A 20,853-nucleotide genomic window follows, 5' to 3' on the forward strand; every position below is an offset into this window, starting at 1 on the left:
GTTAGTGTTTTGGCGAATACAAAACTAACCACTTTTACCGCCGTTTTCTATTAATTCACGCTAAGGTGCGATGAACCTTTTTTTATGGAGTTCCTCGACGGTACGGTGATTGCAACCGCACTGCCACAGATGGCACACACCTTTGCCACAGATGTTGTCCGGCTGAATCTGGGGATCAGTGCCTATTTACTGACCCTGGCGGTCCTGATCCCGGTCAGTGGCTGGATAGCCGATCGCTACGGTGCAAAGAATGTATTTTCTCTGGCACTGGTCATCTTCACCCTGTCCTCGGTGTTATGTGGCCTCAGCGAAAATCTGACGATGTTTGTGGCAATGCGTATTCTGCAGGGGGCCGGTGGCGCATTAATGGTGCCGGTCGGCAGGCTGGCAGTATTAAAAAACACCCCGCCGGAGCAGTTGATCACCGCCATTGCGACATTAACCTGGCCTGCGCTGGTCGCTCCGATTATCGGCCCGCCATTGGGAGGGTTTATTACCACCTGGTTTGACTGGCGCTGGATTTTTTTTCTGAATCTGCCGCTGGGGATGATAGCGTTTATGCTGTCCCGACGACTGATGAAAAACAGCAGTGACACCGGACAACGGCCCTTTGATATAACCGGTTTTATCCTGTCTGCGTTGTCAATGATCGGTGTGGTATGCAGTATGGAAATGGTATCGTCGGATATCCCTCTGCCCCTGACACTGGGATTGTCGGTGATCAGTCTGGCCGGACTCCGGATCACCTGGTGGCATATGAAGCGGGCGCCCTGTCCGATGATCCGCATGGATGCTTTATCAATCCCGACCTTCCGCGCCACCCTGATCGGCGGATTCCTGTTTCGCTCGGCTATTTCCGCGATTCCGTTCCTGCTGCCTCTGATGTTTCAGACCGGCTTTCATATGGATGCTTTTCATTCGGGATTGCTGGTACTGGCGGTCTTTGCCGGAAATCTTGCTATCAAACCCGCGACAACGCGGATTCTGCGGACCTTTGGTTTTAAAACTGTCCTGACCGTGAATGGTCTGCTTAATGTCGTGGCGATGGTCGCCTGTGCATTTTTTACTCCGCAGACAGCTCACTGGCTGATTATGCTGGTGCTGTTTATCGGCGGTATGTTCCGTTCTTTGCAGTTTACCGCGATTAATACCTTAGTGTTTTGTGATGTACCTAAAGCGCAAATGAGCCATGCCAACGCACTGTTCAGCGCATCTTCCCAGCTCTCCATGGGCGCAGGCATTACTTTCTGCGCACTCAGTATCTACCTGGCCGGGCGCCTGGGTCAGACATCACAGTGGCTTCACGGGTTACCGGCGGTCAGTTTCCGGCTGTCATTTATTGCCCTCGGGGTGTTATGCCTGATTGCAATGGCAGATATTTTACTGCTGGAGAAAAATGCCGGCAGTCAGGTGACGGCAGGCAAAAAAGCGTCCTCCTGAGTACCGGCAGGCAGCACCGGACTTTTACTGTCGGCAACATCGTCCCCCGCCGGGGAATGGCTGGTTAGCTGTAGTAGTAATCCTGACCGCCATTACGGATAAACCAGCCAGTCAGTGCCATACGTTCTTTGCGGGTCGGCTTAACTTCATGCAGGATCTGCTCCGACAGGAAGCATAAAACACTGCCGGCAACTGGCTGGATCAGCCGCTCCCCTTCCGGTAAATGGAGACAGAGTTCCCCGCCATCCTGCGGATGCCAGTTCTGGTTGATATAAACAATAAACGTGACCGCCCGGCGTTTATCATTGGCAAAACAGTCATAGTGGGGTTTGTAATAAGCCCCCGCAGGATAGCGGGAGAAATGCCCTTCAAAATCCTGCAACCCAAGAAAAAACTCACGGTTAAGTAGCTGCCGGGTTTGCTCCACCAGCGTCAGATAGCGGCTAATGGCCGGGTCTGTTTCAGACTTTTCTATCCAGCTGATGCTGTCAGAACGGATCGATTCATTAATAATGTTCTTCACGCCACGGCCGATTCCTGCCTGCAGGAAGGTACGGCTATGACATAAGTCGGCTAAACCCGAAATAAGCGCGGGATCCAGTACATTTTGCTGGTAAAACCAGCCCTGGTCGCAAAGTTGTTTTACTAACCCGTTAGAATCAAGCATATCGCTCCTGCGATGGTAATGCTGAACAGACCGCCGAGTATAGCCGAGAGGTTGCACAGCAACCACAGGATTTCGCGGGGGAAATGAGGCCCCGCGCACGAAGAGCTTATCCCCCCTGTCTGTCCGCCAGTGCGAACAGGATTATCAGATATCTTTAGTGACGCCGGCTGAAATATCTGTTGCTGACTGAGCCCTGACTCCGGCCCCGCTCACCCGGTAATAGATTCCGGCAGCCAGGGCAACGCCGATAAACCAGCTGAAACTGGCGACCGAATGTAAAGACGGAATAAAGCTGAGCAGCAGGCAGAGCATCACTGCCGGCAGCAGGGACAAAATCGCTTTCAGATTAAAGCCCTGCCGATACCAGTAAGCGCCTTGCGGTGAATCATTAAATAACTGGTCGGTGTTTATCTGGCTGCGATTTACCAGATAGAAATCACACAACAGAATACCGAACAACGGGCCGATAAAAGAACCGAGTACGTCGAGGGTATAATGAATCAACTCCGGTGACTGGAACAAATTCCACGGCGTAAGAATGACAGATCCTACGGCAGCAATCATCCCGCCCATCCGGAAACTGATTTTCTGCGGTGCACAGTTAGAGAAATCAAAAGCCGGTGAAACAAAGTTCGCCACGATATTAATCCCTATCGTAGCAATAATCATTGTCAGTAAAGCCACTGCCATTGCCACGCCGCTACCAACCTGAGAGACGGTTTCGATAGGATCGGTAATCATTCTGCCGAACAATGAATGGGTTCCGGAAACGATGACCACCGTAATTACCGAAAACAGTAAAAAGTTAAACGGTAAGCCCCAGCGATTACCGCGCCGGATATCCTGCATGCTGGCAGCGTAGCGGGAAAAATCACCAAAGTTCAGCAACGGACCGGAAAAGTAGGAAACGACCAGCGCAACCGCCGAAATCATCTGCCATCCCTGCTGAGCAAAAGATAACGGCTTTTCTGCCAGGGTCAGAGATATACCGGCGAAGCCGGTCTGCGAAATAATCCATATGGCTAATGCCAGCATCACGATATAGACCGCCGGGCCGGCAATATCAATAAAGCGTTTAATGGCATTCATTCCATGCCAGAAGACCAGAGCCTGTAATACCCACATAATCGCGAAGCATACCCAGCCAAGAGCCGAAAGGCCGAGGAAACGGGGGACCGTCATCGGTACCAGCGCGGGCCAGAATTTCAGTAACACCAGCAGTAATGCATTTGATGCCAGCCATGTCTGGATACCATACCAGGCGAATGCGATCAGGCCACGGATCACTGCCGGTATATTTGCCCCGAACACACCGAAGGCCTGACGACAGACAACCGCATAGGGCACCCCGCTGAGCTGGCTGGGTTTAGCGACCAGGTTGGCGAAAAACTGGACAATGCAAATTCCTGCCAGCAGACACAGCAGCACCTGCCACCCTGCCAGCCCGAGGGCAAAGAAACTGGCGGCAACCACGTAGCCACCCATACTGTGTACGTCTGACATCCAGAAAGAAAAAATATTGTACCAGTTCCAGTGTTGCTTTCTGACCGGCGCTAAGTCGTCATTGGTCAGCCTCGGGCTGTAACCTGGTTTGACGAGCCCGGCGTTCTGTGGTTCATTTTTTGGCATAGTTGCAGACCCTTTAGCTATTCTGAAGTAATAATCACACGCTCTGATACCTTGCAGGATCCAGACCAGCTTTCATTTTTTTGTATACAAAAAACAAAAAATTGGTATACCTAATAAAGAACATTATCCGGGAGAACCGCATGTTAACCGCCACCCCTTACCGTGACAGTCGCGAAGGGCAGGAAAAAGAAGACCACATCCGGGAAGCTTTAATAAAAGCGATGGTGGAACACCAGCTACCGCCGGGCAGTAAACTTCCGGAGGAAGCACTGGCCGATGCGTTCGGTATCAGCCGGACCGGCATCAGGAAAGTGCTGACCCGCCTCGCCACGGTGCAAATGGTGAATATGACGCCCGGCCGTGGTGCATTTGTCGCTAACCCGACAGCCGGCGAATCATTACAGATTTTCCGGACGCGGACCCTGATTGAACTGGCAAATTTGCCGGATGTGGCACAACGCCTGCAGCCACAGGATCATCAGGAGCTGGCAGAGGTCCTGCAGCTCGAACACCAGGCGCACCATCAGCGGGATGCGGCTGCGGCAATCCGCCATTCAGCCATGTTCCATATTCGTTTACATGCGGTCGCCGGTAACCCGGTAATAAGCGAAATCGTTACTAATCTGACATTACGATCTTCACTGGTGATTGCCGCCTGGGGAAGCCAGTGGCAACAGGGGTGCCGGGATTCAGAACATCAGCAGTTACTGGATGCCGTCAGGGACCGGGATCTGCCGGTTCTCAGTGCCCTGATGCAGGCGCATTTTGACAATATCGTCCAGAGCCTGGATTTTAACGGGGCTAAAAAGCCCCTGCCCGATTTTCGAAAACTGTTTGCTGAATAATATTCCGGAGTCTTTATGGGTCAGTATTGTATACAATTAATTAATCCTAACACCTGCCAGTCGATGACCGAAAATATGGCCTCCGCTGCACGCTCGGTCGCTGCTCCTGACACCCGTATTCTGGCTGTCAGTCCGGATTCAGGGGTCAATTCCATTGAAGGACATTTTGATGAAGCTATTGCGGCGGTCGGGGTACTGCAACAAGTGAACGCAGGACTGCGCCAGCGGGTCGACGGGCACATTATTGCCTGTTTCGGCGATCCGGGGCTGCTGGCGGCCAGGGAACTGGCCAGCGGCCCGGTGATAGGTATTGCTGAAGCGGCAATGCATCTGGCGACAATGGTCGCCACCCGTTTCACTATTGTTACCACCCTGCCACGTACAGTGGTTATCGCCCGCCACCTGTTACAGCAGTATGGCTTTAGCGGGCATTGCGCGGCAATCCGTACTATCGACCTGCCGGTACTGGCTCTGGAACAGGACAGCCCGCTGCCGGGGGAGAAAATACGTCAGCAGTGTATTGAGGCGATGAAATATGATAACAGCGGGGCGATTGTGCTGGGCTGTGGCGGGATGGCCGGGCTGGCCAGTGAACTTACCCGTGAACTGGGGATCCCGGTTATTGATGGTGTGACTGCGGCAGTGAAAATTCTGGAGTCACTGTTGTCTCTCGGCCTTACCACCAGCAAACACGGTGACCTGGCTTATCCGGTACCGAAACCGGTGACCGGTATTTTTTCTCAGTTAAATCCCGCAGGCTAATCATCCGATCGGCTGCCCCGGGCGTCACCGGCAGGAGTTGCGCCCGGCGGTATCGCCCTTTATTCTGACATCATCACTCCTGTACTGATAAATACCCTGCATACAGAACTCAGGGTATTTGTTGGTCTGCAATGACTAATGAGGATTATCATGGCTGTAACACCTGTTTCTGAAAAAGCACTGACCCTGGGCCATGGCCCGGCGTTACTGGCGATTTTTCTCGAACCGACCTGCCCTTTTTCGGTCCGGGCATTGAATAAACTCGACGGGTTGCTCAGCCTGATGGGCGAAGATCAACTGACTATCAAAATTTATCTGCAGTCTCAGCCATGGCATATGTTTTCCGGGGTGATTGTCCGCGCTATCCTCGCCGCCGCTACCCTGCCACAGGGCAACAGTGCCGCCCTGAAAGTCCTGAAAGCGGTCGGTGATCATCGTGAAGAGTTCGAGTTTACCGACCACTGCAGCGGGCCGAATATGGATGCCACACCACGGCAGATTATCGAACGTATTGAGAAATACAGTGGTGTTGATATCTGGCTGCCGTTTGAAAAGCCGGAACTGCAACAGCTGATCAAATGGCATTGCAAATATTCCCGTCAGAACGGGATTCATGTATCTCCGACCTTTATGATTAATGGCCTGATCCAGCCGGATATGGGTAGTGGTGAAGATATCAGTCAGTGGGCAGAACGGATCCGCAACGCCTGATTAACTGACGGCAGATCGCCAGCCGCTCTGCCGTTCCTTTACTGCTCTCCTGACAGCCAGACTCCGAAATAAATTTTATTACTTTGATGTAAATCACACTTTTGTGTTCCTTCACAAAGGCGTAAGATGAGGCTCATCACCCAATTCCTGTGTGGAAATGTCCCTGATGCACCGTTAATTTAATCGCCTCTTTTGTAACCATCGCTGGTTGCTGCTGTATAGGTGTGGCTTTTTTTAGCTGCCTGCAATTATTTTAATAATGATTCAATAAAAAATGCATAATTCATTACTTTTCCGGCTTCGTTTTGCCTGCAAAACGACTTTTGCCCTGGTGATGGCGTTAGTACTTAGCTTTGTCCTGCAGCTGGACACACCAAAATGGTCAATGATGACAGTCGCTATTATTGCTGCTTCTCCGGCGTTCGCCTCCGGCGGAGAGCCGATGACCGGCGTACTGAGGTTCAGGGGATTTTTACGGCTGATAGGTACCGCGATTGGTTCACTGGGGGCGGTCATCATTATCTGCGGCCTGTCACGTGCCCCGGTACTGATGCTGTTTGCCTGTTGTCTGTGGGCGGGTTTCTTTTCCTGGCTATATACGATTGTTAAGCAGGAAATCTCTTATGCTTTCGGCCTTGCCGGCTATTCGGTATTTATTATTCTGGTCACCGCCTGGCAAACGCCTCAGGCAGCGCCGCAAATAGCAATTTACCGTTCGCTGGAAATATCTTTAGGGCTGTTGTGTATTATATTTTCCGATTTAATCTTTATGCCCCGCAGTATTAAGCCGCAAATAAAACGCTTTATTGATGACTGTCCAATGGCATTATTTCGCCTGATGGCCTGCTGCTTTACCGCAGCCAATGAGCAGGAATTTGAAGAGCGTTTCAGGCATATGCTTGAAGAATGTAAAAAGTTTAATGCAATGCGTCAGGTACTGAAAATGGAGTCCACCCATAATAATCCGGTGTTACTGCAGCGGCTGAAGGGAATAAACGGACTGATGTTTCATTTATGTACCCTGACCTATGAAACCTGGCAGTATTTCCACCAGCGTCCGGAAAAACGCAGTACCAGCTGGTATCTGCTGTTCAGCCAGATACCAGACAGCACTCCGGCACTGACACAGAAACTCCACCAGTTTACTTTACTTATTCCTCAGTTAGCGTCACATCAGACCCCGTATGCCCTCTCTTCCTGGATAAAAGGGCTGAAAGAATTACGTATTCTGTGCACCGGGTTTCACTCCAAAGTGCCATTGCATGATATCGAGAAGGAAATAATCAGCCGTTATGCGATTAATGCTGCGGCTTCGGTACAAAGAAAACATGCTCTGGTGAACGGCTTCCGTACTTTCCTGACCGGCTTTGTCGGCTGCTGTTTATGGTTTACCACCACCTCAACAGCAGTCACAGGGTTTCTGATTATCTCGAGTATTGTTGCTACCCTGGCGATGCGGGCAGAAAATCCGCGCCGCGTCGCCATGGATTTTATCTACGGTATGATTTATATCCTGCCGGTCAGCTTTTTTTATTACCTGATTGTCCTGCCTGCCACCCAGCAGAGTTTCTTATTACTGATTATTGCAGTCAGTATTCTGGTATTTTTCTTTTCTCTGTGTGTACAGTGGAAAATCCTGGGCAGTGCGGCTTCTCTGATGTTTATTTTTAACCTGATCCCGATTACCAACCCGGAAGTGTTCAATTTCAGTCATTATCTGGACAGCGCCCTGGGACAGATTATCGGTGCCATTGTGACCCTGCTGATTATCTGGCTGATTCCGGACTTAAGTAAAAGCTCCATGTCCAATGCACTGTTACGCAATATTCTTACTACCTCACTGCAGACACTGACCACTAACCCTAAACGACGTAAAATCAGTCGTCTCAGCGCCTTATACGATGACCTGTTGTTACTGATCACCCTTGATAGCCGTAAATTAAAACGTTACCGTCTCGGGATTAATCTGATCATTATTTACCGGCGTATTACCGCCTTAAATATTCCCTATTTGCAGACACTGTCTGACTTTCACCTGCAGATCCGTGAAACAGCCAGTGATTTATCTCAGCAGAAAATGGCGATTCAGCGGGAACGGGCTTATGTAAAACTGCAGCAGTTACTGCATGAATATCTGGTGATTATCCGGATATTGCCTGATAACGAAAAAATAGCCCTTGTGGTTAATGATTTACAGACACTACTCAGTACATATAAAGGGGAACTGATTAGCCGCTGATGTGTGCAAAGCCGGCCACGGTTAACTTCGCAGCTGCGGGGTTATGCGGCTGTCTGGCTCTGCCACTGATTAATCTGTGAAACACATCACAATAATGTCTGCAGGCTTTATGTAATGTGAGACGCTGATTTTACGAGGTTTTTCAGATCCCTGCGGTTTTCATCATGAAAAGGGTATGCAATGTTAACTGACTATCTGACCAAAGAAAGAATCCATATCTGTGACACTGTCGCTGACTGGCAACAGGCGGTGACCTTATCTGCTGACCCGTTACTGAAACAGGGTGTGATCAGCCAGAGATATATTGATGAGATTATCGCAGAACACGGGCGAACCGGCCCTTATTATGTGTTGGCCCCCGGCGTTGCCATGCCCCATAGCCGTCCGGAAAATGGTTCCAACGGTATTGGCCTCTCACTGCTGGTGATCAGGCAAGGTATTAACTTCGGCAGCGAAGACAATGATCCGGTCAAAGTAATTTTCTTTCTTGCTGCCAAAGATGCTGACAGCCATATCGCTCTTATCTCTTCCCTGGCAGAATTACTTGATGATGAAGAGAATATTGCTCTGCTGGCTACCGGCAACAGGGATACCATCGATACAATTATTCAGCGCTATTAATCCGTACTGACTGATTTATTTTGCAGTGCCCCTACCTTGCGGGGCACGTTACTTAAACAGAGGAAGTACTATGAAAATTTTTGCGGTTTGTGGTCATGGTCTCGGCAGCAGTTTTATGCTGGAAAAAAATATTAACACTGTGCTGGCAAAAAACGGCACCACTGCCGATGTCGGCCATATCGACCTGGCTTCTGTCTCTGATAATCTTGCCGATATTTTTGTGGTCGGTCAGGACCTGGCAGCAGCCATTGCCGGAAAAGTCGATAGTCAGAAAGTCATCGTACTGAAAAGTATTATTTCAAAAGCTGAACTGGAAGAAAAACTGACCCTGTTTCTGGGGGATCACCGCTGATTTATCACTGACCATCTGACTTGTATAGCTTCGGGGGTATAACTATGGATTCGGTTCTCTCTTTTTTCCTCGATATACTAAAAGTTCCTTCTATTCTGGTGGGCCTGATCGCACTGATCGGCCTGTGTGCCCAGAAAAAAAGCATCGATCTGATCATCCAGGGCACAATTAAAACTATTCTCGGCTTTCTGGTACTGAGCGGTGGTGCAGCCTTACTGGTGACGACCCTCGGACCGCTGGGCGGAATGTTTGAACATGCATTTAATGTGCAGGGTGTTATTCCTAATAATGAGGCCATTGTTTCATTATCCATGAGTAAATATGGTGAAAGTACCGCCTATATTATGGCTTTTGGTATGGTCGCCAATATTTTCCTGGCCAGATTCAGCCGGCTTAAATATATCTACCTGTCAGGACATGTCTCATTTTATATGGCCTGTATGCTGGCTGTTATTTTAAGCATTACCGGGTTTAGTGGTCTGTCGCTGGTTATCTGCGGCTCACTGATTATGGGGTTGTTTATGGTTGTTTTCCCGGCACTGGCACAGCCTTTTATGCGGAAAATTACCGGTGAGGATGACGTCGCACTGGCCCATACCGGCACCATTGGTTACGTACTTTCAGGTCTGATTGGACGACTGGTCGGCAAAAATTCGCCGTCTACTGAAGAGATGGACTTACCGAAAAATCTCGGTTTCTTACGGGACAGTACTATTTCTATCTCACTGACCATGATGGTGGTCTATATCATTCTGAGCCTTTGTTCCGGCAGCAGTTATGTTGAGCAAAACTTTAGTCAGGGACAGAATATCATTATCTTTTCTGTGATAATGGGCATCACCTTTGCTGCCGGCGTTTATATTATTCTGGCCGGGGTGCGTCTGATTCTGTCAGAAATTGTGCCTGCCTTTCAGGGATTCTCGGAAAAGCTGGTCCCTGACGCAAAACCAGCCCTTGACTGCCCTATTGTCTATCCTTATGCACCTAATGCAGTATTAATCGGTTTTATCTCCAGTTTTGCCGGCGGGCTGGCCGGACTGGTTATTCTGGGCCAGCTGAACTGGGTACTGATCCTGCCGGGGGTCGTCCCGCACTTCTTTACCGGTGCAACCGCCGGTGTTTTCGGCAATTCCACCGGCGGACGCCGGGGCGCGGTATTCGGAGCCTTTACTAACGGCTTGTTAATTACCTTCCTGCCGGCGATGCTATTGCCATTGCTCGGTCAGGTCGGACTGGAGAATACCACTTTCTCAGATTCTGACTTCGGTGTGGTAGGGATTATTCTCGGCAACGGGATTAAATACCTGACCCCTGCGACTATTATTTCGCTGCTGGTGGCAATCTATCTGCTGATGATTGGTTATAACCTGCTGGCCAGAAAAAAAACCTGAGTCCGATAACGGCGGGGGAGAGACTCCCCGCCGGATTTTATCACTGCCCCCCGCTTATCCGCGATAACCAAGGTATTTCAGAAAAGTCTCTCTGCGCTGGCGGTTACGAAAAATATTGATCAGAAATTCCAGAACATTAAACAACAGACAGAGCAGCAGTAATACCATGATATAAGGCAGAGCATTTTTCCATGGCAGTCCCATCTGATTTACCCCGGCAATGGCTTTTATCGCCCATGTTGAAGGCAACAGATCAGAAATAAATCTTACCCCCCACGGCATCGCCTGAACCGGCCAGATGGTTCCGGAAATATAAAATACCGGCATAGTAATAAATGACAGTGTCAGATAGACAATTTCCACCCGCCGGATACATTCAGTCAGCAGGTTACCGAGGCTGATCACCGCCAGTAAAAACGGGAACGTCAGCAGCAGAATTTCCGGGATAGACGCGGTTTGCCGGTAACCTAATACCCATGGCCACAGGCCAAACAACACCACAGATAAAAACAGCCAGATCGGGATCAACGCCGAATACGCGCCGAGGATCACCGACAGGGAGGGTTGGCCACTGGCGCTGATGGTCAGGTTGACCCTGACACTGGCAATCAGTAGTGAGTGTTGCAGCAGCATCACCAGCAGCCCCGGAAAGACTATCGCGGCAAAACTGATGCCGGGATTAAATAATGGCTGGGTGATGGCGCGAATCGGTGTCAGCAGCACCTGCGCTTCCGGCCGGGTAAAACCATTATTCATCAGAATCGCGCTGTTGTAATGGGTGACCATTTGCTGGTACGCCCCGATAATATCCTGCTCAATCTGGCCATTCGCCAGCCGGTTGGTCGCATCGCCGAATACGGGGATAGCCACACTCTGGCCAGCCAGCATTTTTTTCTCTAAATCTACCGGCATAACAATGACCGCAAATACCTTGCGCCAGCCGAGATCACGCCTTGCGCCTTCCAGGCTGGCGTAGTTGATCATATCAATCTTCGAGGTGGCATCCAGATCACGGATAAATAAACGGCTGGCCGGACTGTGGTCCATGTCCACCACCGCGACCGGTAAATTCCATACGGTACGGTTAGCATACACCAGGCTCATAACACAAAGAGAGATCAGCAGCATCCCCCACATCGGCCGTTGCAGCATCCCGCTGAGCACCTTTATAAAAGTCTGCCGGTATTCCCTCATACCATCGCCTCCTGCTCACGTAACCGGACCGGTAACCGCTTTCTCACCAGCAGGCTGATCACTAACGGATAGGCGAGTAACAGGGCACAGACCGAGGCAACCGGCTTCGCCGGGACCTGGCGGAGGAACAAATCAAACATGGCATATAATGCATGGGTCAGAGGCTCAAGATTCGCAATAATCTGTGCCGGTAATGGCATCGATAATTCGGGGACCGCAATCCCCGAAAAAGTCATCGCAATACTGACCATTAATGCCATCAGGGTATAGGCGGTAATCGAGGTCCGTGTAAAAGTGAACAGCAATACGGCCAGGCTCTGTGCGGCAATAATATAGAAGAATGCCACACAGAACATATACAACGGATTACCTGCCACTGTGGCATCTGAGCTCCAGACCAGTAGTGCAATCTGGCCCATCAGCACCACCGTATACACCAGAGTGTAAGGCGCCAGTTTCCCCAGCAGGGACAAGGTAAAGGCACCGGAATAGATCAGTGCTTTACTGCGTGACAGCACATAAATCATACAGGTTACAACAAACAGCTGCATCAGATGGATCGTCGCCGCAAATTGCTGGTAATAAATATAACTGCCGCTGGCATTAAACAAACTCTGGTAGGTCAGTGATACCTGCGCCAGCGCGGGCACAGGCTTACCGATTTTAGCCGCAATAATCGTCCGGTACTGACTGTTCAGAGCGCTCATTAGTCCGGAAAAATCCTGTGTCGAATACAGGCCGGCCGCATAAAACAGCGCATTATAATAAAACACCACTTGCGGCTGACGTCCCGCCAGGGCATCAGCTTCAAAATCAGGCGGAATATACAAAATCCCGTAATCGTCTGCGGTACGTAATTTTTCCTCCGCCTGTGGCAATCCGCCCGGCCATTCGGTGAGGCGGGCATGGGGACCGGCATCCAGTTTACGGATCAGTTCACGGGACAATTGACTATGGTCATTATCCACGACCGCGACCGGCAGATTCAGCAAAGTACCGGCAGAAAAGTTACTGCTCAGTAACCAGAACAGTAATAACGGAAAACACCACGTAAGCCAGTGGATCACTGGTTTGCGTGAGTCAGTGCGGATTTGTTTATTAAATGCGCGGTAGAAATAACGCCAGCTGCGTTTTAATGTTGCCACTGCCATAATGCACTCATTCCCTGTCGTAATCCTTTCACCGGCATCACCGGCGTTAAACGCACTTCAAAGGTTTTCAGGTCAAAATCTCCTGTCGCCCTGGTCGCACTTTTGGTCGAAAAATCCCCCAGAGGTGCGATGTAATGCACTCTGGCTTCGATTAACTGGTTATTCAGTGCCGGTACCCTGAGTTTAATCAGGTCACCTTTCCTGACATGAGCCAGAATATCTTCACGCAGATTAAAAATAAAATACGCCTGGTGAAGACGGACCAGAGTCAGCAGCGGGCTGGATGCACTCAGCAGCTCCCCGACTTCTGCCGGTATCGGCCCGACCTCGCCAGATACCGGAGCCCTGACAACCAGATCATCGGTCTGGGCTTTGACTTCAAGTAACTGTTGTTCGGCTTCATCCAGCTGTGCGGCATAAATATCACGCTGTTGCAGACGATCGCCATGCAGCCCTTCATCCAGATTCGCACGGGCACTTTGCATTGACTGCAATGCCGTATTACGCGCATTACGCGCATTATCCAGGGCCTGTGCCGAAATATATCCCTTTTCAGCAATTTTCTGCTGACGGTTATATTCATCCCTGGCATTCTGGTAATCAGAGGTAGCAGAAGCCAGTGCCGCCCGCAGATTACGAATACTCTCTTCACGGGTACCACTCAGAGATAAATCAAGTTGCGCTTTTGCCTGGTCCCTGGCAGCCTGTGCAGCCCGTAACTGTGCTATCAGTTCAGGTGCATCCAGTTTCATCAGCACTTGTCCGGCTTGTACATCATCGCCCCGTTCAACCAGCCGTTGCACAACCCGCCCTTTTGCCTTAGAAGCAACAATCACTTCCGGTGCATCAACTTCTCCTTGTAATAATAACCCCTGGTTTTGTGCCCTGAAAAAAATCGCCAGCGATACTACTGCGACCATTAATAACATCGTAAGTATTATTTTTTTATTCATTCTGACTGCTCCGCCATCCGGTATATCTGTTCCATCATCATTACTCTGTAGTCTGACATAAATCTAGCATAGAGCATTGATATAGATTATGCATAAGGAGTTTTCGTGAATATCAGGGGACATTTTTTAAAAAATGTAATTTGATGAAATCATCTGCTCTGGAAGTCAGACTGCGAAATAAAAATGCATCTCCTGTGCATTATATTTTCGGATAGGATGATATATATCCTGAGGTAAGTTATTTATGTCGTTAAATATACATATAAAACAATATGGCACCAGTAATGGCATTTTTACGCGGTGTCAGGCGATGATATTTCCCTTTCGCCGATAAAACGTTCATTAGTCCGCGGAGAAAGGTGATCTTATCATGGTTTATATGGCACATCGTCGCCGGTGAAAGAACACCGGCATTGAAGGTGTTTCAGTCTGCAGGCTCACACAGACAGAACTCAATCACGAATAACTGTTCCGTCTGCGGATAAATGGTCGCGATAACCTTGTGTAACTGTGGCAGGCTCATATTTTCCTGGCGGGCATGTTCCCCTGTCAGTTGTGACTGTAACACCGGCGTAATGCGGATAACCCGCAGGGTAGCAAAATACTGCTGATCATCTTGATACCCAGCCCTGAGCCGTTGGCCCGGCAAAAAACCCGCTTCGCTGTGGTCACGAATGGTGATGATCTTGCGGCCAGCCAGAATATCTGCAGAAAAAGCACGATAGAACGTAATATCAATAGCCATTATTCACCTGTTGATCATGATCCCGTTGCTGCCAGTCACCTGACAGCAACACCGGACATATTACCAGCCTTTGACTGCACCGCCATTAAATATAATATTCGCCGCCGCTGCCACTTCCGGTGACTGGTAGGCCTGAATAAATTTTTTCACATTAGGTGCATCTTTATTATCTTCGCGGGTCACAATCACATTCACATAGGGTGAGTTTTTATCTTCGATAAAGATACCATCTCTGACCGGAGACAGGCCGGTTTGCTGGAGATAGGTGGTACTGATGATAGCGACCGTGACTTTAGGGTCATCCAGAACACGCGGTAACTGGGCGCCTTCCAGTTGCATAATATTCAGTCTGAGGGGATTACTGGTAATATCCGCAGCGGTCGGCAGTAATCCGGTGCCGCTACGCAGAGTGATCAGCTTTTCTTTCTGTAACAACAATAATGCACGGCCAAGGTTGGTCGGATCATTGGGAATAGCAATGGTATCTCCGCTTTTCAGTTCAGAGACATTATGGATTTTTCGTGAATATCCGGCCATCGGAAACACAAAGGTGTTAGCTACCGCCACCAGGTGATATCCCCGCGCCTGGTTATCTTCTGCCAGGAAAGGCCGGTGCTGAAATACGTTTGCATCCAGCTCTTTATTAGCCGTAGGATCATTTGGTAATAATGAACCACTGAATCCGACTAAATCAACATGCAGGCCATACTTTTTCAGAGCAACCTGTTTGGCGACTTCTGCCACATCCTGCTCTGCTCCGTTAATAACACCGACTCTTATATGGTTACTGTCTTCGCTGGTTTTATCACAGGCCGTCAGTAAACTACCGGCCACCAGCAATAATGCGGGGAAAAATAATTTCAAAGATTTACTCACCTGTGCTCCGTCATTTATTGCAGAATGTAAACGTTCATGATAATGACATAATCGCCCGGCGGGGAGAAGCCGTTACTCTGTGTATTTTATATAAGAAAATCATCCTTAATATTCCCCGGAAGAATATTAAGGATGCGCCGGACAGGGCAGGAAATAGTCACCGATCAGGGTGTTTCCTGGCGGAATAACCACTGTCTGAAATCTTTTATTTCATCAAGACTGATCGTATGCCCCATTCCCGGATAAGTTTTAAAGACCACCGACGGGGTAAAATCTGTCAGCTGTTTTACTGCCTGCTGGCCGGTTTTCAGAGGAATACGCTGATCGGCCTCACCATGACCAACAAACACATGCAGCTGCTTCGCTGCTTCAACCGGTACCTCAGCAGGACTGAACCCATCCGGTAAACGACCACTGAAAATTGCCGCACCATGAAACAACTGTGGGTGTGTCAGAGCGACCGCATAGGTCATCACCGCTCCCTGGCTGAACCCCCCCAGATACGTATGTGCCGGTGAAATATGGTACTGATGCTGTAGCGCCTGCACAGTTTTTACCACCGCATTGCCGCTTTCTGTAACATCAGATGCCGCCTGAGATTCACTGACATTATTCCGATACCACTGGTAGCTGTCACCGGCTACAGGTAACGGTGCCCGCAAGGAAACCACTAGCATGTTGCCCGGCACAATCACCGGAAAATCATTAAAATCCTGCTCATTCGCCCCGTAGCCGTGCATCATAACCAGCATTGACGGATCCGGCCCCGGCTGGGCTGCGGGCATAAATAAATAGCTTAAATCGGTGGCCCCCGCCAGTGGCGCAGCCAGCAATCCGCCACATACCCCGAGCACCGCAAAATATTTTTTCACTTGATTACCTCAATATGTCTTTTTTCCGAAGTACTGTCATTCGATATCATCTGACAGGTACCCTTGTCCCTGAGAAATTTTCCATCGTACTCCCGGAAACAGTGCTAACCGGATATTAAATAAAAAATAGAATGGCATATAAAGCGTATTATTTTCCTTTACCCGCAACTCCATGACTGACAGTACCTTTTCAAGCTCGCGTAATAAATGCCCGCCGGGTAACTCATGGATGTTTTTCAACCGCCTTTTCAGGTAAAGATTAATTTCGTGAAATAAAGGCTCAGTTTTTATCCCGTATTGCTGAATAATCTGAAAATGACGCCCATAAAAATCAAAAAGATTAGCCCCCAGCCACAACTCAGTAATCAGATTATTTTCTATCGTCATACTGATTGCCGGGTCAGCTTTGTTACGTGGCAGAATAATATTGATTCTGTCCAGCATCCGCTGAATGAACTGCTGACGTTGCAGCAGCGAGGCCTGCTGCAGACGGATATCGATTATTAGCTGTAGTAATTCACGGATCCCCGCCCTGAGAGCTCTTTTGGCAGTCCAGGAGGGACGTTTATTACGTATCATTAAAGTAACAACCAGCGAAATAATAATCCCGACCATTGTCGATATTGCTGCATTGATCGTTGTCAGAGTATCGGGTGCAAAATCATGGGTCAATCCGATATATGCAGGTAACTGGGTCGCAACAATTAATCCGATAAAATTAGTCGCAGGGTTAGCGATCACCAGTCCCATGAATATCAGTGCCGGTGACAGGCAAATAATCATTGATTCAAAAGTAACGGCTGCCGGCAGCACCATCAAAGAATAGAAAATACTGATGGCTATCGCGATAACCATGCCTTTCATAAAAATACGCATACCACCCACCGGGCTGTCGTGGGTGGCGAAGAAAGAGCAGGTCACCGCGGCGATCATTGCCGCATTTGCTCCGCTGTGCCAGCCACTGCCAATCCAGAACAGGCAAGCCAGTAACGTAGCAATAAAGGCAGTGAATGCAGACAAGGCATTCATTCCTTTATCAATATACTTTTTCCTGTGGATTGCTTCAGCACCCTCAGGACGTTTTTTCAGCCGGGATAAGCGGACCCCGACGCCGTGATAAGCCGTCAGAATACGGACAACATTTTGTAAGCGATCAATCAGACCGGTAAACAGCAGACTTTCTTCGGTACTCATCCTGTTTTCCAGGAAATGCTGTTCAATCATACTCCGCGTATGTGCCAGTTGCCGGGTTACCGACGCACTGTCCTCACCGGCCGCATCATCCAGCCAGGCGAGGAAGCGGCAGACACTGTTATGGACAAATTCCGGCAACCGGATATTGTCAGCAGCCAGTAAATTCAGTCGTTTTTCGATCGCGGTCAGTGTCGGCACCAGGTAGGATAAATGCTGATATTGCGCCGATACCAGTCTTACCAGACGCTGAACCTGGTTGGCTTCATAGGCACAGTGGGTCATCAGTACTTCCACACTCAGCGGATAGTTAGCCATCTGAACCAGAATCTGGTCACGCTCAGGGGAGCCGGCCGACGAATGCTGCCTGAGTAAAGAACCACAGAGTTTTTTCCCCTGCTGATACCAGTTATTGACACTGTTTTCCAGCAACGACTTCATACTGACCGGGAAAATCAGTACATGGACCAGGCTGCTGATAATAATCCCAACGGCAACCTCTTCGATACGGGAAATTACAGTGTAAGTAATCGCCGAAGGAGTAGCCACATCCGGAAACCCCATGATCGCGGCACTGTAACCTGCCAGCATAAAAATATAACTTTTCGGTGTACGATCCCGTAAAGACAGATACAGACAAACAGCAACCCAGGCTGAAACCGCCAGACTGAACAGTACCGGGGACATCACGGTCGCCGGGTAGATCAGAAATATAAACATCCCCCCGAGTACCGTCCCGGCCAGCCTGAAAAACGATTTTGAAACAGTAGAGGCAGTGTAAATCTGTGAAACCACATAGACGGTGGTAAGAGACCAGGTCGGTTTTTCCAGGTTCAGCCTGAGTGCCAGATAAAAGGCCAGAAAAGCCGCAAGTGTCGTTTTTAACGAAAAAATAAACGCACTTTTTGTCAAAAAGTTCATAAGGCAGAGTAACTTAATTATGTATTTTTTATATAATCGGCAAGTATAATACAGCCGCCTGTTGTCAGACGATAAAAAATTGTAACAGCTGTAATGAATGTACTTCCGGTGATACAGAATATAGCAGGGACATAAAAATACCTTATATTTTGAGACTGCTGCACGTCCGGCGCATACCTTTGATTGACAGTAACAAGACAGACAATCCGGTCATTTTTTCTAACTGCTGAAGGGAATGTACGGTAACGCCCGTCATTATAATTTCCTGATTATTTAATCAGGTTGTTTTATTATTTCAGAGTGTAGCCATTGAAACAGATTATTACTTTTATCGTCAGCTCTCTTTAGCAGTCATATTACCCGGCTTTCCGGATGCTCATAAATATAACCACAAAAAGATTATTTATTCGTGAATATCACACAACCAGATTCACTGCTGCCTTCTGAAGATCATACCGCCTCCCCCCGGGAAATCCATTTTCTACTCAACAACCGCTGTCCGGTCAAATATTCACTGCCCGATGACTGGCATACTCACCCGGCTGATCCCAGGTATATTTCCGTAATCTTCAGGGAAACAGAAAAATGTCTGTATACTGGGTCGTACGCTGCCCGAAGATAACGGCTGATTAAGAGTGCCCCTGCGGCAACTTCCCCCGGCCACCACGCCATTTACAGGATTGTGTCATGTTAAAAGTATGGATTATTCTTTTCATTTCGATCGTTGCCGAAACCTTTGCCACTTCAATGATCAAATCTTCTGAAGGTTTCAGTCGTCTGCTGCCCTCGCTGGCCGTGATCTGTGGCTATATAATTTCTTTTATCGGGTTATCTCAGGTCGTTAAAGTGATGAATGTCGGGGTTGCTTATGCCGTCTGGGCGGGGGTCGGGATCTGCCTTGTTTCACTGATCTCCTGGTTCTTTTTCCGCCAGAAGCTGGATTTACCCGCCATTCTGGGCATCGGACTGATTATCAGCGGCGTGGTTGTTATCCAGCTGTTTTCAAAATCAGTCACCCACTAATCGGGGGGGAGACCCTGCGGTCAAACCAGCAGAGACAATGCTCCTACCCACGTAATGCAGACACCGCCCTGAGTGAGGTTCTGATTTTCAAATAATTCCGGGGAAAAAGGCAGATTGCGTCTGCTTAAGAATCGCGATGATCTGGCTGTCAGTAAAACGTGATCGGTGAGCTTCGCTGCCTTTCGGGTCATAGAAATCCCCCTGAATTCAGGTGAGTATAAAATTCTGCTTATAAATACACCGGCTTTTCGGGGGGATTACCCAGGAACCGGGCGGTTACCCTTAAGGGCCACTGGCTGAGGAGTGTTCGGCGGGTAATAAATCCCAGCTGCAAGGGCTGGGGGCGCTGTTTACTGCGGACCGGATGGGGGAGATTTTCGGGCCTTAAAATAATCAATCAGATTAAAGATGATTGCAGCTGCTGTTATAGCTGAACCAGCAATAATACTTTTGATGAAATTTTTAGTGATCTCCTCAAATGGCAAGAAAAAACCACCTATATGTATAAAGCCAATGACAATTTTTATAAGTAAGCCCAGGAAGAAAAAGCCAACTGTAAAGTAGCTAAAAAGCAGTATATATTTGAGAACGGTTTTCATCACTTTTCGTTCCCCTGTTTTTTGATAATGCTTTTGCCTGCGTCTGTTGTAGCTTCTGAGGCGAAAGCACCTCCAACATCATAGATAAATCCTGGTGATTCTTTCCCTATGACCGAGTTCACCAACCCTGGCGCATATTCCCCGAACTTTCCGCCGACCCATGCTCCAGCGGCGGCACTTCCAACAGCCCCGGCATCAGCTCCATCCGTAAACACAGCCCCACCTGCCGCTATGCCAACGTTCTGCCAGACACCACGGCCCGGAGCCAGTGCTCCCGTAATACCTGCCGAAGCACTCCCCCGGTAATCCCAACCTTTACTTTCATTTCCCGGCTTACTCAGATCGAACCACTGATAAGAACCATTAGCGATTTCCGCGATGACTGCTCCCCCCACAGATTTACCTACTGATGCAGCCGGGCCTAAATAAGCCGCACCTGCAATCAAGACCCCATCTTTATAGCCATTAACGATAACGTTGGTGATATTCGCTCCTTCCGGTAAATCACCTTTCGCCAATTGATTCAGTCCGGTCTGGGTTTGTTCCGGCGTGAGATTATTATCCGTTGCGTACTGGCTCCAGGAGGCAACCGCCTGACCATAATTCATCATTCCATTTGACAGGCTTAAATGATTATTCTCCACAATAATCCCGACACTAAGGCTGGAATT

The 20,853-nt window shown here is 49.0% G+C and carries 19 protein-coding genes and 1 pseudogene; 9 read left to right on the plus strand and 11 right to left on the minus strand.

Translation table 11 applies throughout. The features are described 5' to 3' along the window. Positions 1-78: 78 nt before the first annotated feature. Positions 79-1,440, plus strand: a pseudogene (locus JK211_RS00005) (MFS transporter); the annotation flags it as partial. A gap of 64 nt (positions 1,441-1,504) precedes the next feature. On the opposite strand, the gene JK211_RS00010 reads toward JK211_RS00005, so the two are convergent. Beyond that, positions 1,505-2,107, minus strand: coding sequence for a 2OG-Fe(II) oxygenase (locus tag JK211_RS00010; RefSeq protein ID WP_212706625.1), 603 nt, complete (start codon positions 2,105-2,107; stop codon positions 1,505-1,507). Positions 2,108-2,251: 144 nt separating this feature from the next. Then, on the minus strand, positions 2,252-3,736 hold the full coding sequence (locus tag JK211_RS00015) for an NCS1 family nucleobase:cation symporter-1 (protein ID WP_212706626.1): 1,485 nt from the start codon (positions 3,734-3,736) through the stop codon (positions 2,252-2,254). A 140-nt stretch (positions 3,737-3,876) separates the two neighbouring features. Between JK211_RS00015 and JK211_RS00020 the strand changes: the two genes are divergently transcribed. The 7 genes from JK211_RS00020 (at position 3,877) to JK211_RS00050 (ending at position 10,657) form a co-directional block, all read left to right on the plus strand. Beyond that, on the plus strand, positions 3,877-4,581 hold the full coding sequence (locus tag JK211_RS00020) for a GntR family transcriptional regulator (RefSeq protein WP_212706627.1): 705 nt from the start codon (positions 3,877-3,879) through the stop codon (positions 4,579-4,581). Between the two features lie 15 nt (positions 4,582-4,596). Next, positions 4,597-5,343: an aspartate/glutamate racemase family protein gene (locus JK211_RS00025; protein ID WP_212706628.1), complete on the plus strand. Its 747-nt coding sequence runs from the start codon at positions 4,597-4,599 to the stop codon at positions 5,341-5,343. 150 nt (positions 5,344-5,493) lie between these two features. Further along, positions 5,494-6,054, plus strand: coding sequence for a thioredoxin (locus tag JK211_RS00030; protein WP_212706629.1), 561 nt, complete (start codon positions 5,494-5,496; stop codon positions 6,052-6,054). A 274-nt stretch (positions 6,055-6,328) separates the two neighbouring features. Next, the gene (locus JK211_RS00035) at positions 6,329-8,293 is read left to right on the plus strand and encodes an FUSC family protein (protein WP_212706630.1); all 1,965 of its coding nucleotides are present in this window, start codon (positions 6,329-6,331) and stop codon (positions 8,291-8,293) included. A 180-nt stretch (positions 8,294-8,473) separates the two neighbouring features. Continuing rightward, positions 8,474-8,914, plus strand: a complete 441-nt coding sequence (locus JK211_RS00040) for a PTS sugar transporter subunit IIA (RefSeq protein WP_212706631.1) — start codon at positions 8,474-8,476, stop codon at positions 8,912-8,914. Positions 8,915-8,984: 70 nt separating this feature from the next. Next, on the plus strand, positions 8,985-9,266 hold the full coding sequence (locus JK211_RS00045; protein ID WP_212706632.1) for a PTS sugar transporter subunit IIB: 282 nt from the start codon (positions 8,985-8,987) through the stop codon (positions 9,264-9,266). A gap of 44 nt (positions 9,267-9,310) precedes the next feature. After that, on the plus strand, positions 9,311-10,657 hold the full coding sequence (locus JK211_RS00050) for a PTS ascorbate transporter subunit IIC (protein ID WP_212706633.1): 1,347 nt from the start codon (positions 9,311-9,313) through the stop codon (positions 10,655-10,657). A 54-nt stretch (positions 10,658-10,711) separates the two neighbouring features. Here the strand turns inward: JK211_RS00050 and JK211_RS00055 are convergent, their stop codons facing one another. The 7 genes from JK211_RS00055 to JK211_RS00085 form a co-directional block, all read right to left on the minus strand. Then, entirely contained in the window at positions 10,712-11,851 is a 1,140-nt protein-coding gene (locus tag JK211_RS00055; protein ID WP_212706634.1) for an ABC transporter permease, read from the minus strand. Further along, positions 11,848-13,002: an ABC transporter permease gene (locus JK211_RS00060; RefSeq protein WP_212706635.1), complete on the minus strand. Its 1,155-nt coding sequence runs from the start codon at positions 13,000-13,002 to the stop codon at positions 11,848-11,850. Before JK211_RS00060 ends, JK211_RS00055 begins: the two co-directional genes overlap by 4 nt. Next, positions 12,984-13,955 (minus strand): HlyD family secretion protein, encoded by a 972-nt coding sequence (locus tag JK211_RS00065; protein ID WP_212706636.1) that lies wholly within the window; start codon positions 13,953-13,955, stop codon positions 12,984-12,986. The genes JK211_RS00060 and JK211_RS00065 overlap by 19 nt, the downstream gene beginning before the upstream one ends. Positions 13,956-14,379: 424 nt before the next feature. Then, positions 14,380-14,700: a N(4)-acetylcytidine aminohydrolase gene (gene yqfB, locus JK211_RS00070; protein WP_212706637.1), complete on the minus strand. Its 321-nt coding sequence runs from the start codon at positions 14,698-14,700 to the stop codon at positions 14,380-14,382. A 60-nt stretch (positions 14,701-14,760) separates the two neighbouring features. Beyond that, a complete protein-coding gene (gene nlpA / locus JK211_RS00075; protein WP_212706790.1) occupies positions 14,761-15,564 on the minus strand; it encodes a lipoprotein NlpA in 804 nt (267 codons plus the stop codon). A gap of 176 nt (positions 15,565-15,740) precedes the next feature. Next, on the minus strand, positions 15,741-16,448 hold the full coding sequence (locus tag JK211_RS00080; RefSeq protein WP_212706638.1) for a dienelactone hydrolase family protein: 708 nt from the start codon (positions 16,446-16,448) through the stop codon (positions 15,741-15,743). Positions 16,449-16,484: 36 nt separating this feature from the next. Continuing rightward, positions 16,485-18,560, minus strand: coding sequence for an FUSC family protein (locus JK211_RS00085; RefSeq protein ID WP_212706639.1), 2,076 nt, complete (start codon positions 18,558-18,560; stop codon positions 16,485-16,487). Between the two features lie 687 nt (positions 18,561-19,247). On the opposite strand from JK211_RS00085, the gene JK211_RS00090 reads away from it, so the two are divergent. After that, positions 19,248-19,583 (plus strand): multidrug efflux SMR transporter, encoded by a 336-nt coding sequence (locus JK211_RS00090; protein ID WP_212706640.1) that lies wholly within the window; start codon positions 19,248-19,250, stop codon positions 19,581-19,583. 350 nt (positions 19,584-19,933) lie between these two features. On the opposite strand, the gene JK211_RS00095 is transcribed toward JK211_RS00090, so the two are convergent. Continuing rightward, on the minus strand, positions 19,934-20,185 hold the full coding sequence (locus JK211_RS00095) for a hypothetical protein (protein ID WP_212706641.1): 252 nt from the start codon (positions 20,183-20,185) through the stop codon (positions 19,934-19,936). Continuing rightward, the gene (locus tag JK211_RS00100) at positions 20,182-20,826 is read right to left on the minus strand and encodes an adhesin (protein ID WP_349290193.1); all 645 of its coding nucleotides are present in this window, start codon (positions 20,824-20,826) and stop codon (positions 20,182-20,184) included. The genes JK211_RS00095 and JK211_RS00100 overlap by 4 nt, the downstream gene beginning before the upstream one ends. Positions 20,827-20,853 lie beyond the last annotated feature (27 nt).

Origin of the sequence: Tatumella sp. JGM130, from assembly GCF_018257525.1 — a bacterium.
In the GTDB taxonomy this organism is placed as follows: Bacteria; Pseudomonadota; Gammaproteobacteria; order Enterobacterales; family Enterobacteriaceae; genus Tatumella; species Tatumella punctata.